12 protein-coding genes are annotated in these 14,285 nt (G+C 74.0%); 3 read left to right on the forward strand and 9 right to left on the reverse strand.

Annotated features, from left to right (window positions below):
• Window positions 1-23 precede the first annotated feature (23 nt).
• The 5 genes from H1D33_RS02290 to H1D33_RS02310 form a co-directional block, all read right to left on the reverse strand.
• Window positions 24-1,034 (reverse strand): aldo/keto reductase, encoded by a 1,011-nt coding sequence (locus H1D33_RS02290; RefSeq protein WP_181569634.1) that lies wholly within the window; start codon window positions 1,032-1,034, stop codon window positions 24-26.
• 4 nt (window positions 1,035-1,038) lie between these two features.
• On the reverse strand, window positions 1,039-1,992 hold the full coding sequence (locus H1D33_RS02295) for an LLM class flavin-dependent oxidoreductase (protein WP_181569633.1): 954 nt from the start codon (window positions 1,990-1,992) through the stop codon (window positions 1,039-1,041).
• Between the two features lie 116 nt (window positions 1,993-2,108).
• The gene (locus H1D33_RS02300) at window positions 2,109-2,987 is read right to left on the reverse strand and encodes an oxidoreductase (RefSeq protein ID WP_181569632.1); all 879 of its coding nucleotides are present in this window, start codon (window positions 2,985-2,987) and stop codon (window positions 2,109-2,111) included.
• An 87-nt stretch (window positions 2,988-3,074) separates the two neighbouring features.
• A complete protein-coding gene (locus tag H1D33_RS02305) occupies window positions 3,075-4,409 on the reverse strand; it encodes a low temperature requirement protein A (RefSeq protein WP_181569631.1) in 1,335 nt (444 codons plus the stop codon).
• 62 nt (window positions 4,410-4,471) lie between these two features.
• The gene (locus H1D33_RS02310) at window positions 4,472-5,038 is read right to left on the reverse strand and encodes a TetR/AcrR family transcriptional regulator (protein WP_181569630.1); all 567 of its coding nucleotides are present in this window, start codon (window positions 5,036-5,038) and stop codon (window positions 4,472-4,474) included.
• Between the two features lie 148 nt (window positions 5,039-5,186).
• On the opposite strand from H1D33_RS02310, the gene H1D33_RS02315 reads away from it, so the two are divergent.
• Window positions 5,187-6,131, forward strand: a complete 945-nt coding sequence (locus tag H1D33_RS02315) for an SDR family NAD(P)-dependent oxidoreductase (protein WP_181569629.1) — start codon at window positions 5,187-5,189, stop codon at window positions 6,129-6,131.
• A gap of 60 nt (window positions 6,132-6,191) precedes the next feature.
• Here the strand turns inward: H1D33_RS02315 and sucB are convergent, their stop codons facing one another.
• Together sucB and lpdA are read right to left on the reverse strand one after the other, a co-directional pair.
• Window positions 6,192-8,042, reverse strand: a complete 1,851-nt coding sequence (gene sucB / locus H1D33_RS02320; protein ID WP_181569628.1) for a 2-oxoglutarate dehydrogenase, E2 component, dihydrolipoamide succinyltransferase — start codon at window positions 8,040-8,042, stop codon at window positions 6,192-6,194.
• A gap of 64 nt (window positions 8,043-8,106) precedes the next feature.
• On the reverse strand, window positions 8,107-9,498 hold the full coding sequence (gene lpdA / locus H1D33_RS02325) for a dihydrolipoyl dehydrogenase (RefSeq protein WP_181569627.1): 1,392 nt from the start codon (window positions 9,496-9,498) through the stop codon (window positions 8,107-8,109).
• Between the two features lie 177 nt (window positions 9,499-9,675).
• Here lpdA and H1D33_RS02330 point away from each other — a divergent pair, with 177 nt between their 5' ends.
• Window positions 9,676-10,005 carry a hypothetical protein gene (locus H1D33_RS02330; protein WP_181569626.1) on the forward strand — a complete coding sequence of 110 codons (330 nt, stop codon included), beginning with the start codon at window positions 9,676-9,678 and terminating at the stop codon, window positions 10,003-10,005.
• A 66-nt stretch (window positions 10,006-10,071) separates the two neighbouring features.
• Here the strand turns inward: H1D33_RS02330 and H1D33_RS02335 are convergent, their stop codons facing one another.
• The gene (locus H1D33_RS02335; protein WP_181569625.1) at window positions 10,072-11,640 is read right to left on the reverse strand and encodes a leucyl aminopeptidase; all 1,569 of its coding nucleotides are present in this window, start codon (window positions 11,638-11,640) and stop codon (window positions 10,072-10,074) included.
• A gap of 165 nt (window positions 11,641-11,805) precedes the next feature.
• On the opposite strand from H1D33_RS02335, the gene gcvT reads away from it, so the two are divergent.
• Window positions 11,806-12,930 (forward strand): glycine cleavage system aminomethyltransferase GcvT, encoded by a 1,125-nt coding sequence (gene gcvT / locus H1D33_RS02340; protein WP_181569624.1) that lies wholly within the window; start codon window positions 11,806-11,808, stop codon window positions 12,928-12,930.
• Between the two features lie 32 nt (window positions 12,931-12,962).
• Here gcvT and H1D33_RS02345 read toward each other — a convergent pair whose 3' ends face one another.
• Complete coding sequence (locus H1D33_RS02345; protein WP_181569623.1) at window positions 12,963-14,255, reverse strand: DUF2314 domain-containing protein; 1,293 nt, start codon at window positions 14,253-14,255, stop codon at window positions 12,963-12,965.
• Window positions 14,256-14,285: the final 30 nt, after the last annotated feature.

Below are 14,285 nucleotides of genomic sequence, written 5' to 3' on the forward strand. Positions count from 1 at the left end.
CCAAAGTCCGGGCCCGGCGGGGCTCAGGCGCTCGCCGGGGTGGCGCGCAGGTCGGCGAGGAGGCGCTCCACCTCCGCGAACGCGGCCTCCGGCAGCGGCCCGTACGCCAACGCGCCCACGTTCTCCTCGGCCTGGCCGACCGTCCGGCAGCCGGGGATCGGCAGCGTGTGCGGGCTGCGGGCGAGCAGCCAGCCCAGCGCGCCCTGGGCGAGCGTGCGACCGTCGGCGGTGAGCGCCTCGCGGACCCGGGCCACCCGGTCGGCCCACTCGGCGCGCGGAACGCCGTCGTGGAACCAGTCCAGCCACTCCGGCGCCGAGCCGCGGACGTCGTCGCCGCCCCGGGCGGCCGGCGCGTCCTGGTACTTCGCGGTGAGCAGGCCCATCGCCAACGGGCCCCGGTTGAGGCTGGCCAGGTCGAACTCGTCGCACACCGCCAGCATCGCCGCGTTGTCCCGCAGCACCGACTGGTCGTGCTGGATCGCCGCGCAGTGCGGACCCGCCTCGGCGAACGCGCGCGCCGAGGCCGGGTCGTCGGTGCTCCAGCCGTACGCCCGGATCTTGCCGGACTTCACCAGGTCCTCCAGCGTCTCGACCAGGTCCAGCGCCCGCGGCACCGGCAGCCCGCCCAGGTGCAGTTGGTAGAGGTCGACGTGGTCGGTGCCGAGCCGGCGCAGCGAGTCCTCCAGGCTGCGCCGCGCGTACGCCGGGCTGGCGTCCTCGCCGGCCGCCTGCCGGGTCGCCTCGTCGGTGGGATAGCCGAACTTGGTGGCGAGCACCGCCCGGTCCCGGCGGCCGGCGAGCGCGCGGCCCAGCACCCGCTCGCTGTGCCCCGCGCCGTAGTTGCTGGAGGTGTCGAAGAGGGTCGCGCCCAGCTCCAACGCCCGGTGCACGGTGCGGACCGACTCGTCGTCGTCCACCTCGCCCCAGCCGAGCGGCTGCGCGCCGTCCCAGAGCGGGCCGCCGATCGCCCAGCAGCCCACACCGATCGCGCTGACCTCGATGCCGCTGCGGCCCAGTCGTCGTGTCGTCGTCATGTCCTCAGTGTCCGGTCTCGAGTGCACTCGAAGTCGAGCCGTTTCCGACCAGTCGGGACAGGAGCGGTGCGATCCCGTCGACGGCGTCGGCGCGTACCACGAAGCGGGTGACGCCCCAGCGGCGCTCGTGCGCGGCCACCGCCGCGACGATCTCGTCCGCGGTGCCGATCAGCACGAACGGGGTGGCCAGCACCTCGGCCGGGGTGAGGCCGGTCTCCGCGGCCGTCTCGGCGGCGACCGCCTCGGCGTCGTCGGTCACCGCGACGCGCTGGACCAGCGCCTCCAGGGCGGGCGGCTCGTCGCGGCCGGCCGCGCCGGCGGCCACGTGGGCGAGCTGCGCCTCGATCTGGTCGGCCCGCCACCGCGCCTCGTGCTGGTGGCCGTCGGCCAGGGTGCGCCCGAAGCCGGTCAGGCCGACCACGTCGGCGTGCGCGCCGGCCCAGCGCAGCAGCGTCGAGTTGGCGGTGCCCACGGTGAGCGGGATCCGCTCCTGGACCGGTCGCGGCCCGTCGAGGCGGGCGGCGTACGCGGCCAGGTCCGGGGTGTCCACGGTGACCTCGTCGCCGGCCAGCAGCGCGCGTACCGCCTCGGCGACCGCGACGCAGCGGCGGACCCGGCCGGCGACGTTCGGGCGCTCGCGCCCGACGGCCCGCCACTCGCCCGGCGTGTGGCCGGCGCCCAGCCCGAGCCGTGCCCGCCCGCCGGAGACCACGTCCAGCGTGGCCACGTCGGCGGCGAGCAGGAGCGGCTCCCGGACGCCGGCGTTCGACACGTAGGAACCGAGGCCCAGCGTGTCGGTCACCGCCGCGGCGGCGGCCAGCGACACGAACGGGGACGGCCCGAAACCCGGATGGTCGGCGGCGAGGAGCGCGTCGAAGCCGGCGGCCTCGACGGTGCGGGCCAGCTCGGCCCAGCCCACCGCGTCGGTCGGCCGGGCCTGTACGGAGAAGATCGCCATCGGCCCAGTGTCTGGCCGCGCTCCGCTTTCCACCCACCCCTTCTGCCGTGGGCCGAAGGGTAAGGCGGGGCCCCCGCTTAACGCATTCGGTAGAGGCGGGGGCCCCGCCTAACAACTCAGACCGCGTCGAGGCGCGCCAGGGCGGCGGGGGAGAGGCGCAGCGCGCCGGCGGCGACGTTCTGCTCCAGGTGCGCCGGGTCGCCGGTGCCGGGGATGGCGAGCACGTTCGGACCCCGGCTCAGCGTCCAGGCCAGCCGGACCTGCGCCGGGGTGACCCCGTGCTCGCGCGCCACCGCGAGCACCTCCGGGTGCTCCTCGCCGATGGCGCCGGCCTCCCGCCCGCTGGTCACGATCGAGAAGAACGGCACGAACGCGGTGCCGTGCGCGGCGCAGTCCCGGATCAGCTCGTCGTTGCTCCGGCGGTAGCCGAGGCCGTACGAGTTCTGCACGCAGACCACCGGGGCGATCGCCCGCGCCTCGGCGACCTGGTGCGGGCGGACCGCGGAGACGCCGAGGTGCCGGATCAGCCCGGCGTCGACCAGCTCGGCGAGCGCGCCGAAGTGCTCGCCCAGCGGCTCCGGCCCGTACACCCGGAGGTTGACCACGTCGAGGTGGTCGCGGCCGAGCTGGCGCAGGTTCTCCTCGACCTGGCCGCGCAACTGCTCCGGCCGGGCCATCGGCAGCCACCCGCCGGACGGGTCCTTGCCGGGCCCGACCTTGGTGACGATCACCAGATCCTCCGGGTACGGCGACAGCGCCCGGTTGATCAGCTCGTTGGCCGAGCGCAACGGCGAGAAGTAGAACGCCGCCGTGTCGATGTGGTTGACGCCCAGCTCGACCGCGCGGCGCAGCACGGCGACGGCCCGGTCCCGGTCGCTCGGTCCGCCGTCGGCGTTCGCGGTCAACCGCATCGCGCCGAGGCCGATCCGGTTGACGGTCCGGTCGCCGAGCTGCCAGGTGCCGGCCGCGCCGGCGGAAACGGTGTCGGTGGTCATGCGGGTCCCCGTCCCTCTACGACGGCCCCACCGTGGGGCCGAAGTAGTTCCACGGAGGTGGTCGCCGGACGGTTCACCGCACCGCGTTCACTCGCCCTCGTCGCGGTCGTCGGGCCGCTCGTGCCACCGGGCCCGCCAGGCCGCCTCGTGCGCCTCGTGACTGACCCGTTCCTCGAAGACCAGCTTGCGGAGCGCCCGCCGGCCCTCGTCGAAGACGATCACCTCGGCGGCCACCATACCGACCGTGACGACGGTCAGCATGGTCATCGCGACCAGCCCCGGCACCCGCTCGGCGAGCGGGATCGCGGCGCCGAGCAGCAGCACCGCGGCGACCCGGGTCCAGCTCAGCGTGCGCAGCGTCCGCGCCTGGAACAGCATGTTGCCGCAGAGATAGCAGGCCACGCCGCCGAAGAGCAGCGGTACGGCCGGCCCGTGCGCGGGCGTGGCCGGGGACACGTTCGGGTCGGCGATGTCGTGCACGATCATCTCGGCGCCGAGCGCGAACAGGATGATGCCCGCGATCATCGGCAGGAACAGGTACGCGTACGCGTCCCGGGCCATCGCCACCCGGGGACCGTCCCGGGCGGCGTGCAGGGCGATCCGGGCGGCCGGGCCGACCAGGTCGTAGTGCGCCCACCAGAGCGCGGCGGTGAAGAAGATGCCGAGCACCGCGGCGGCCACCGCGGGCCAGGTAGGCGGCTGCCCGAGCAGGTTGCTGCCGACGCCGACCGAGATCACCGACTCGCCGAGCGCGATGATCAGGATGAGGTCGTACCGCTCGGTCCAGTGCTCGGCCGACGCGACGCCCCAGCCCCAGGTGCCGGCGATGATGCCGGTGCCGTACTGGAGCAGGACGACGAGGGCCCACAGCCCGTCGCGGACCACCGACGCGGTGAACAGGCCGTCGATCTTCGGCGGCACCAGCGCGGCGACCGTCAGCAGCGCGGTGCTGCCGATCACCTCCGGGGTGAAGCGGATCAACTGCCGGCGCTCGTTCGGGCTGTCCCGCACCACGTGCCGGTAGAGCAGCAGGTGCACCAGCCGCAGCACGGTGTAGCTGATCGCCGCGACGATCGGCCCGGCCGCGTTGCCGCGCGGGTCGCGGAACGCGTTCGGCAGCGACAGCGCGAACGTGAACAGCGCGGCCATGCCGACGGTCATCAGCACCGGGACGAAGCCCTCGCCGAGCCGGACCCGGGTCGCCACCACGCTGTGCACCACCCACGACCACCAGAGCACGGCGAGGACCAGCAGGGCGTGCAGCAGGGCGCCGCCGGTCACCTGGAGCGCGGTGGCTCGGGTGATGATGAAGAACGAGAAGACGAAGACCAGGTCGAAGAAGATCTCGAACCGGTCCACCCGGGCGCCCGGGGCCACCGGCACCGCCGGACCGAGGCGCCCCCGCCACCCGTACCCGCCCACCGGCCGAGTCTGTCAGCGCGCCGGCGGCGGCGGGCCGAAACGGGCCCCTCCGGCGTCCCGGGTCAGCCCTGCCGGTGACGCAGCCCGTCCATCAGCAGGTCGAGCAGGCGGCCGGCCTGGTCCCGCTGGTCCGGCTCGCCGGCCACCAGGGTCACGCCGCTCAGGCCGGCGAGCACGTCGGCGGCGGCCACGTCGGACCGTACGGTGCCCGCGGCGACGCCGGCGGCGAGCAGCTCGCCCAGCGCGGCGAGCAGCCGGTCCCGGCTGTGCGCGTACGGGTTGGCGCCGGAGGCGATGGCCAGGCGCAGCGCGTCGGCCATGCCCCGTTTGGTGGCGAGGTAGTCGACGAACCGGTCCATCCAGTCCCGTACCGCCGTCTCGGCGGGCCGGGTGGCGAGCAGGTCCGGCACGGCGTCGCAGAGCTTGGCCAGCTCGTTGCGGTAGGCGGCCTCGACCAGCGCCTCGCGGGTGGGGAAGTGGCGGTAGAGGGTGCCGATTCCGACCCCGGCCTCCTTGGCCACCCGGTCCAGCGTTACCTCCGCGCCGGCCTGGGAAAACGCCTGGACCGCGGCGTCCAGCAGGCGTTGCCGGTTGCGCTGCGCGTCGGCGCGCAGGGGGCGGTCGGGCACGGCTCCTCCTCGGTTCGGCCGGGAACGTGACCCGGCCGGACTGGCAACCGGAGGATCCTCCGGTTAGTCTCGGGGTTAACGGAGGATCCTCCGCTTCTCATCGTAGCGGGCGGGCACCGGTCCGCCCCGCCGCCGACAAGGATGGATCATGACCACCAGCACTCCCGTCACCACCCCGTTCTCCCGCGACACCACCGCCCTGGAGGTGGTTCGCGACCTCGACCTGACCGGCCGCCGGGCCGTCGTCACCGGCGCCGCCTCCGGGATCGGCGTGGAGACCGCCCGCGCGCTCGCGGCCGCCGGGGCGGACGTGACCCTCGCGGTCCGCAACCTCGACGCCGGGCAGCGCGCCGCCGCGGACATCACCGGCACCACCGGCAACGACCGCATCCTGGTCGCACCGCTCGACCTGGCCGACCTCGACTCGGTGGCGGCCTTCGCCCGCACCTGGGACGGGCCGCTGCACATGCTGGTCGACAACGCCGGCATCATGGCGTCCCCGGAAATGCGCACCGAGCAGGGCTGGGAGATGCAGTTCGCGACCAACCACCTCGGCCACTTCGCCCTGGCCACCGCGTTGCGCCCGGCCCTCGCCGCGGCCGGGGACGCACGTGTCGTCTCGGTCAGCTCGGCGGCGCACCTGCGCTCGCCGGTGGTCTTCGACGACATCCACTTCCGGCAGCGGCCGTACGACCCGTGGGAGGCGTACGGGCAGTCCAAGACCGCGAACGTGCTCTTCGCGGTCGAGGCCACCCGGCGCTGGGCCGACGACGGGATCACCGTCGACGCGCTGATGCCCGGCGCGATCCGCACCAACCTCCAGCGCTACATCAGCGACGAGGAACTGGACCGGATGCGGGCGCAGAGCGGCGGCGGCGCGGCCTACTGGAAGACCCCCGAGCAGGGCGCGGCCACCTCGGTGCTGGTCGCGGCCTCGCCACTGGTGGCCGGCGCCGGCGGCCGGTACTTCGAGGACTGCCAGGAGGCCGGCGTGAACCAGCCGGGCACCCGCACCGGCTACGCCCCGTACGCCCGGGACCCGGAGGCCGCGCGGCGGCTGTGGACGGTCTCCGAGGAGCACCTGCGCGGCTGACCCGCGAACCGCCGGAGGGGCGCACGGCAGTCGCCGTGCGCCCCTCCGTGGTGTCGGACGTCAGAGACCCAGCTCGGCCTCGAAGTTGCCGGCCTCCAGCCGCTCCTTGACCGAGGTCAGGAAGCGGGCGGCGTCGGCGCCGTCGATCAGCCGGTGGTCGTACGACATGGCCAGGTAGACCATCGACCGGACCGCGATGACCTCGCCCAGCTCCGGGTCGTTGACCACGACCGGGCGCTTCACCACGGCGCCCGTGCCGAGCATCGCCGACTGCGGCGACGGCACGATCGGGGTGTCGAACAGCGCGCCCCGGCTGCCGGTGTTGGTCAGCGTGAAGGTCGCGCCGGCCATCTCGTCCGGCGTGATCTTGTTGGCCCGGGTGCGCTCGGCCAGGTCGGCGATCCGCTTGGCGATGCCGCCCATGTTGAGGTCGCCGGCGTTGTGGATGACCGGCACGAGCAGCCCGCGCTCGGTGTCCACCGCGATGCCCAGGTGCTCGGCGGCCGGGTAGGTGATCGTCCCACCGTCCAGGTCCATGCTGGCCTGGATGATCGGGTGGGTCTGCAGCGCCTCGATCGCGGCCAGTGCGAAGAACGGCAGGAAGGACAGCTTCACGCCGTGCTTGGCCTGGAACGAGTCCTTGGCCCGGACCCGCAGCTTGGCGACCTTGGTGACGTCGACCTCGACGACCGTGGTCAGCTGCGCCGTCTCGTGCAGCGACTGCTGCATCCGCTTGGCGATGGTCGCCCGGATCCGCGGCAGCTTCTCCGTGGTGCCCCGCTTGGCGCTCGGCTCCGGCTTGGCGGCCGGCTGCGCCGGCGCCTTCGCGGCGGCGGGCTCGGCGGCGGCCGGCTGAGCCTTGGCGGCCTTCGCCTTCTCGGCCGCCTCCAGCACGTCCTGCTTGCGGATCCGGCCACCCACGCCGGTGCCGTTGACCGAGCCCAGCTCGACGCCGTGCTCGGCGGCGAGCTTGCGGACCAGCGGCGTCACGTAACCGGCGGCCTCCTCGCCGCCACCCTGGGCGGGGGCGGTCGGACGCTGCGGCGCGGCGGCCGGCGCGGACGGCTGGGCCTTCTGCTCGGCCTGGGCCGGCTGCGCGGCCTGCTCCGCCTCGGCGGCCGGCTCGTTGTAGGACATGCCCGGGGTCGGCTCCTCGACCTTGGGCTCCGGCTTCGGCTCCGCCTTGGGCTCGGGCTTCGGCTCGGGCTTCGCCTCCGCCTTGGGCTCGGGCTTCGCCTCCGCCTTCGCCGGCGTGCCGCCGGCCGCGCCGACGATCGCCAGCACGCCACCGACCTCGGCGGTCTCGTCCTCGGCGACCTTGATCTCCAGCACCGTGCCGGCGACCGGCGACGGGATCTCGGTGTCCACCTTGTCGGTGGAGACCTCCAGCAGCGGCTCGTCCACCTCGACGGTCTCGCCGACCTGCTTGAGCCAGCGGGTGACCGTACCCTCGGTGACGCTCTCGCCCAGCGCCGGCATGGTCACCGGGGTGCCCTCGCCCGACGACGCGGCGGGCTGGGCCGGCTCCTCGACGGCCGGCTGCTCGGCCTCGGCGTCGGGCTCGGCGGCGGCCTCCTCGGCCTGCTCCGGCTCGGGGCCGGTGCCCTCGGCGGCGGCGGTCGGCTCGGTGGCCGGCTCGGCCTGCTCCGTGGGAGCCGCGCCCGCGTCCTCGCCCTCGCCGGCGATGACCGCCAGCTCGCTGCCGACCTCGGCGGTCTCGTCCTCGCCGACCACGATCCGGCTCAGCACGCCCGCCGCGGGCGACGGGATCTCGGTGTCGACCTTGTCGGTCGACACCTCCAGCAGGGGCTCGTCGACCTCGACGGTGTCACCCTCCTGCTTGAGCCAGCGCGTGACGGTGCCCTCGGTGACGCTCTCGCCGAGCCGGGGCATGGTGACCGATACCGGCATGTTCTCCAGACTCCTTTGTTCCCCTGGTGGGATCATCGCCCGTCGCCGGACGCCGCGGTTGTGGTCAGTTGTGCGCGTGCAGCGGCTTGCCGGCCAGGGCCAGGTGCGCCTCGCCCAGGGCCTCGTTCTGGGTCGGGTGGGCGTGCACGAGCTGCGCCACCTCGGCCGGGTAGGCCTCCCAGTTGTAGATGAGCTGGGCCTCGCCGATCAGCTCACCCACCCGGGCGCCGACCATGTGCACGCCGACCACCGGGCCGTCGTCCACCCGGACCAGCTTCACGTGGCCGGTGGTCTTGAGGATCTGGCTCTTGCCGTTGCCGCCCAGCGGGTAGTTGTAGGTCTTGACCTTGTCGGCGCCGTACTGCTCCTTGGCCTTCGCCTCGGTCAGGCCGACCGACGCCAGCTCGGGGTCGCAGTAGGTGACGCGCGGGATGCCGACCTCGTCGATCACGGCCGGGGTCTTCCCGGCGATCTCCTCGGCGACGAAGATGCCCTGCTGGAAGCCGCGGTGCGCGAGCTGGAGGCCGGGCACGATGTCGCCGACCGCGTAGACGTTCGGCACGCTGGTGCGCAGCCGCTCGTCGGTCAGCACGTAGCCGCGGTCCATCTTGACGCCCTGCTCCTCGTAGCCGAGGTTGGCGGTGTTCGGGCCGCGGCCGACGGCGACCAGCAGCAGCTCGGCCTCGACCGTGTCGCCGCCGGAGATGGTCAGCTTGACGCCCTTGTCGGTCTTCTCGACCTTCTCGAACGGCTTGCCGACCTTGAAGTTGATCTTCCGCTTGCGGAACGCCCGCTCCAGCGCCTTCGACGACTCCTCGTCCTCGGCGGCGACCAGGCGGGGCAGTGCCTCGACGATGGTCACGTCCACGCCGAAGGACTTCCAGACGCTGGCGAACTCGACGCCGATGACGCCGCCGCCGAGCACGATCGCCGACGCCGGGATCCGGTCCATGGTCAGCGCGTGGTCGCTGGTGATGATCCGCTCGCCGTCGACCTCCAGGCCGGGCAGGCTCTTCGCGTACGAGCCGGAGGCCAGCACGACGTTGCGGCCGGTGTAGCGCTTGCCGTCGACCTCGACCACGTTCTTGCCGACCAGCTTGCCGGCGCCGGCCACGAAGGTGATCTTCTTGGCGCTGCCCACCAGGCCCTGGAGGCCCTTGTAGAGGCGGGAGATCACGCCGTCCTTGTACGAGTTGACCGCCGCCATGTCGATGCCCACCAGCTCGGCCTTCACGCCGAACTGCTCGGACTCGCGGGTCTGGTCGGCGATCTCGGCGGCGTGCAGCAGCGCCTTGGTCGGGATGCAGCCGTTGTGCAGGCAGGTCCCGCCGAGCTTGCCCTTCTCGATGAGCGCGACGGAGAGGTCGAGCTGGGCGGCACGCAGCGCCGCCGCGTAGCCGCCGCTACCACCTCCGAGGATGACGATGTCGAAGGTCGTGTCGTTCGGCTCGCTCACATCCAACTCCCAGGTCGCGTCACTGCATCGGGGGTTACGGCGGGGTAACAGGTACACCCCACCTCGGTCATCTTGTCACCACCGGCGGCCGGGCGCGTACCGAGGTGCCCAACGACACGTCGGCGACACGTACCCTTGGCATCGTCTTCGATGACGTCCGGGGGAGGAGTGGATCCGGTGGCGCTGTTCCGACGACGCAAGCGGGTGGCCGCGGTGAGCCGCGACCGAGCCGCGGATCGCGCCGATCTGGACCATCTTGAGAACTTCGTCCGCACCCGGCAGGGCGTCGAGGCGTACCTGGAACCGCGGACCACGGTCACCGAGACCACCGTCATGCTGATCGCCGGCGACGGCGAGTGGACCCGGCGGCGGGTCGGCAGCCCGGAGGACGCCCGGCGCTGGGCCCACAAGACCGCCATCCCGATCTACGACGTGCGCCTGATGGGCTACCCGCAGCGGATGCGCGACTACAACGAGCGCCGCAAGCGCCGCCCCGAGCTGTTCTAAGCCTCAGGTGTTAAAAGGGGCCCCCGCCTATGCAGAATGCGTTAAGCGGGGGCCCCTCCTTACATCTCAGCCGTTGGCGGCGACGTCGTCGACGAGCGCCAGCAGCGTGCGGACCGGCACGCCGGTGCCGCCCTTGGTCCAGTAGCCGGTGGCCTCGCCCGAGTGGTAGCCCGGGCCGGCGATGTCGATGTGCGCCCACGCCACCTCGTCGGTGACGAACTCGCGCAGGAAGACCCCGCCCTGAAGCATGTGCCCGGCCCGGTCCATGCCGGCGTTGACCTGGGAGATGTCCGCGACGTCCGACTCCATGCCCTTGCGCACGTCGTCGGGCAGCGGCATCGGCCAGGCCGGCTCGCCGGTCGCGTCGCCGGCCACCCGCACCCGCTCGCACAGCTCCGGGGTGCCCATCACGCCGGCGATCCGCTTGCCCAGCGCGATCACCTGGCCGCCGGTCAGCGTCGAGGTCTCGAACAGGTAGTCGGCGCCGTCGGAGCAGGCCCGCGCCATCGCGTCGGCCAGGATCATCCGGCCCTCGGCGTCGGTGTTGAGCACCTCCACCTTCTTGCCGTTGAACATGCTGATCACGTCGCCCGGCCGGTAGCTGGTGCCCGACGGCATGTTCTCCGCCATCGGCAGGTAGCCGGTGACCGTCACCGACGGCTTGAGCGCCGCCACCGCCAGCATGGCCGCGCCGACCGCCGCCGCGCCGGCCATGTCCGACTTCATCTCCCACATGCCCTGCGCCGGCTTGATCGAGATGCCGCCGGTGTCGAACGTGATGCCCTTGCCGACCAGCGCCACCCGCTTGCCGTTGCCGCCATCGGCCGGCGTCCAGGTGAGCTTCACCAGCCGCGGCGGGGCCTCCGAGCCCTGGCCGACGGCGAGGATGCCGCCGTAGCCGCCGGCGGCCAGCGCCGCCTCGTCGAGCACCTCGACCTCCAGCCCGGCCTCCCGGGCGGCGGACGCCACCGCGTCGGCGAACGCCGGCGGGCGCAGCTCGTTCGGGGCGGTGTTGACCCAGTCCCGGCTGGTCCGCACCGCGCCGGCCACCGCCTGCGCCCGGGTGACCTCGGCCTGGGCGGTCGCGTCCGCCGCATCCGGCACCGCGACCAGCACCTCGGCAACCGGCTCGCGCCGGGCCGGCTGCGGCTTGGTCTTGTAGCCGGCGAACCGGTAGCCGCCGAGCAGCGCGCCCTCCGCGACCGCGCGCAGCGCGGCCGGGGCGTCGGCGTCGTCCGGCAGCGGCAGGGCCAGGGCGACCCGCGGCGCGCCGGCCAGCGCCCGCACCGCCGCGCCGGCGGCCCGGCGCAGCGACTCGGGGGCGGGAGCGGCGCCCGAGGGCTCCGCGCCGAGCCCGACGGCGACGACCACCGGGGCGGTCACCGTGCCCAGCGTGGCCAACTTGATCACCTCGCCGGGGCCGCCGGTCGCGCCGAGCAGGGCGAGCGTCTCGGTCAGCTTTCCGTCGAACGCGGCGGCGATGCTCTCCGCGCCGCTGGCCAGCAGCAGGGCATCGGCGGGTGCGCCGCTGCCCGGCTCGGTGGTCTGGCTGTGCACGCCGATCACGATCGCGTCGACGGCGAGTTCGGCGGGGTCGGTGTCGACCAGGCTGAGGGTGGTGCGGGGCGATGTCACGAAAGCTACTCCGGGCGGGCCGGGCCGGCCGCGTCGTCGCGTACCGGCGATGAAGGTCTCTCCGGCGGCAACCTACCCGCCGGAAGCGTGGCTGTCCCGCCGTCGCGTGTCGACGGGATCCCGCCGATGCTAACCACCGAGGCGCCGGCCGGTAAGTTGCCACCCATGACCGAGGTGACCCCCGACGCCGCCGAGACCCGGCTGCGCCGCTCCCCGCTGCACGAGCGACACACCGCGCTCGGCGCGAAGTTCGCCCCCTTCGGCGGCTGGCAGATGCCGCTCGAGTACGCCGGCGGCGGCGTGCTCAAGGAGCACACCGCCGTGCGGACCGGGGTGGGCGTCTTCGACGTCTCGCACCTGGGCAAGATCCGGGTCACCGGCGCCGGCGCGGCGGACTTCGTCAACGCCTGTCTCACCAACGACCTCGGCCGGATCGCGCCCGGCCAGGCGCAGTACACGCTCTGCTGCGACGACGCCACCGGCGGCGTGGTGGACGACATCATCGCCTACCTGCACGCCGACGACCACGTGTTCCTGGTGCCCAACGCGGCGAACACCGCCGAGGTGGCCCGCCGGTTGCGCGCCGCCGCGCCGGCCGGCGTGACCGTCGCCGACGAGCACGAGGCGTACGCGGTGCTCGCCGTGCAGGGACCGGGCTCGGCGGAGCTGCTCACCGCGCTCGGGCTGCCCACCGGGCACGACTACATGAGCTTCTCCACCGCCGCACTCGCCGGCGTCGAGCTGACCGTCTGCCGCACCGGCTACACCGGCGAGCTGGGCTACGAGCTGGTGGTGCCGGCCGCGCACGCGGTCGCCGTCTGGGACGCGATCTTCGCCGCCGGCCCGGAGGTGCGCGCCTGCGGCCTGGCCGCCCGGGACACGCTGCGCACCGAGATGGGCTACCCGCTGCACGGGCAGGACCTCTCCCTCGACATCACCCCGGTGCAGGGCCGCTCCGGCTGGGCGGTGGGCTGGGACAAGCCGGCCTTCTGGGGCCGCGACGCGCTGCGCGCCGAGAAGGCCGCCGGTCCGGCCCGTACGCTGCGCGGTCTCGCCGCGGTCGACCGGGCCATCCCGCGCCCCGGCATGACCGTGTACGCCGGCGACCGGCAGGTCGGCGTGGTCACCAGCGGCACGTTCAGCCCGACGCTCAAGCACGGCGTCGCCCTCGCCCTGGTCGACACCGATCCGAAGCTGCCCGACGGGGAGGAGCTGGAGGTCGACATCCGGGGTCGTCGCGCCCGGATGCGCCTGACCAGGCCACCCTTCGTCCAGCCCTCCGTGCGCTGAGCCGCAGGTCAGTCCTCGCGCAGGCGCTCGGGTCAGTCCTCGCGCAGGCGTTCGCCGGCGTCGAGGACGGCCTGGGTCCAGCCGCCCTCCAGCACGCCGGTGCCGTCCAGGATCGCCCAGTCGACCACGTCGGACGCCTCCACCACGACCGGCGAGCCGATCCGCACACTCGGGTCGCTGGTGGCGTCGGTGGCGCTCGCCCCGACGATCCGCTCCGGGGCGTCCCACGAGGTCACCCCGGCCCAGACGTACTCCGGGCCCTCGTCGCCGGGCAGGCCGTACTTGACCACGAGCTGGCTCTCGTCCGGCAGCCCGCCGGCCAGGAACCGGGCCCGGATGTCGCCGAGCGACTCCCGGGCGGTCGCCACCGCCCGGCTCATCGCGTCACCCGTGCGGGTGTAGCGGACGTCGGGCTGGATGCCGTTGAACAGCGTCGCGCAGGCGGCGGCGAAGTAGCGGCCGGGCGGGCCGGGATGCCCCGGCGGCGGGTTCAGGCTGAGGAACGAGTCGGCGTCCGGGTCGGTGGCCGGGTCCAGCTCCAGGCGCAGCAGCACCGGCGCCGTCGCGCCGTGCTGCTCCGGATTGCCGTACGCGACCGCGATGTCGTGCCCGGTCACCGTGGCCAGCACCGGGAGCTGCACGAACGCCGGCACCTCCTCGCCGGCCAGCCCGTCGGTCCAGTCCCGCAGCAGCCGCCGGGCCGCCCCGGTCATCACCGCGCCCCAGGCCCGGGTGAGGTGGTCCGGCACGCCCTGGGCCTGCAACTCCAGCAGCCCGAACCGGCGCAGCCCCTTCGTGGTGAACCAGAGCCCGTCGGCGTCCGAGGAGTAGGGCACCAGCACCCAGTCGACCAGCCGGATCCGGCCGTGCTCGTCCGGCAGCGAGCGCAGCGCGGCGGCCGGGTCGAGGAACTGGAGCCCGAACACGTCGACCACGTCCCCGCCGACCGTCTCGGCGACCGCCGCGGCGACCGCCCGGGCCGCCCACTCGTGCGCCGGCGGCCAGCCCGGCCGGTATTCGGCCTGCACCACCACCAGGTGGGTGGCGGCGGCCAGCCGGGCCAGTTGCTCCTCGGTCGCCCCGAACGCGGCGAGCAGGTCCGGTGGCAGCTCGGGGAACTCGTCCACGGTGCGGGTGTCCACGCTCATCAGCGGGCTGTCCAGCATCTGCGTGGCCAGGCCGTGCACGGGCGCGGCCAGCCGGCCGGCCAGCCCCGCCACCGCCGTCTTCGGGCTGACCCTGGGCAGCCCTTCGATCGGCACCAGATAGGTCGCGTCGAGCGACTCCGGCACCGGTACGGGCAGGAAGTCGTCCGTGATCAGCATCCGTCCCCCTCGACCGCGCCGGCGCACTCA

The sequence above is a fragment of the Micromonospora ferruginea genome, assembly GCF_013694245.2.
Classification (GTDB): domain Bacteria; phylum Actinomycetota; class Actinomycetes; order Mycobacteriales; family Micromonosporaceae; genus Micromonospora; species Micromonospora robiginosa.

Coding starts and splice junctions, on each gene's coding strand:
- H1D33_RS02290 (WP_181569634.1), bottom strand. CDS start 1,034: ATGACGACGACACGACGACTGGGCCGCAGCGGCATCGAGGTCAGCGCG.
- H1D33_RS02295 (WP_181569633.1), bottom strand. CDS start 1,992: ATGGCGATCTTCTCCGTACAGGCCCGGCCGACCGACGCGGTGGGCTGG.
- H1D33_RS02300 (WP_181569632.1), bottom strand. CDS start 2,987: ATGACCACCGACACCGTTTCCGCCGGCGCGGCCGGCACCTGGCAGCTC.
- H1D33_RS02315 (WP_181569629.1), top strand. CDS start 5,187: ATGACCACCAGCACTCCCGTCACCACCCCGTTCTCCCGCGACACCACC.
- sucB (WP_181569628.1), bottom strand. CDS start 8,042: ATGCCGGTATCGGTCACCATGCCCCGGCTCGGCGAGAGCGTCACCGAG.
- gcvT (WP_181569624.1), top strand. CDS start 11,806: ATGACCGAGGTGACCCCCGACGCCGCCGAGACCCGGCTGCGCCGCTCC.
- H1D33_RS02345 (WP_181569623.1), bottom strand. CDS start 14,255: ATGCTGATCACGGACGACTTCCTGCCCGTACCGGTGCCGGAGTCGCTC.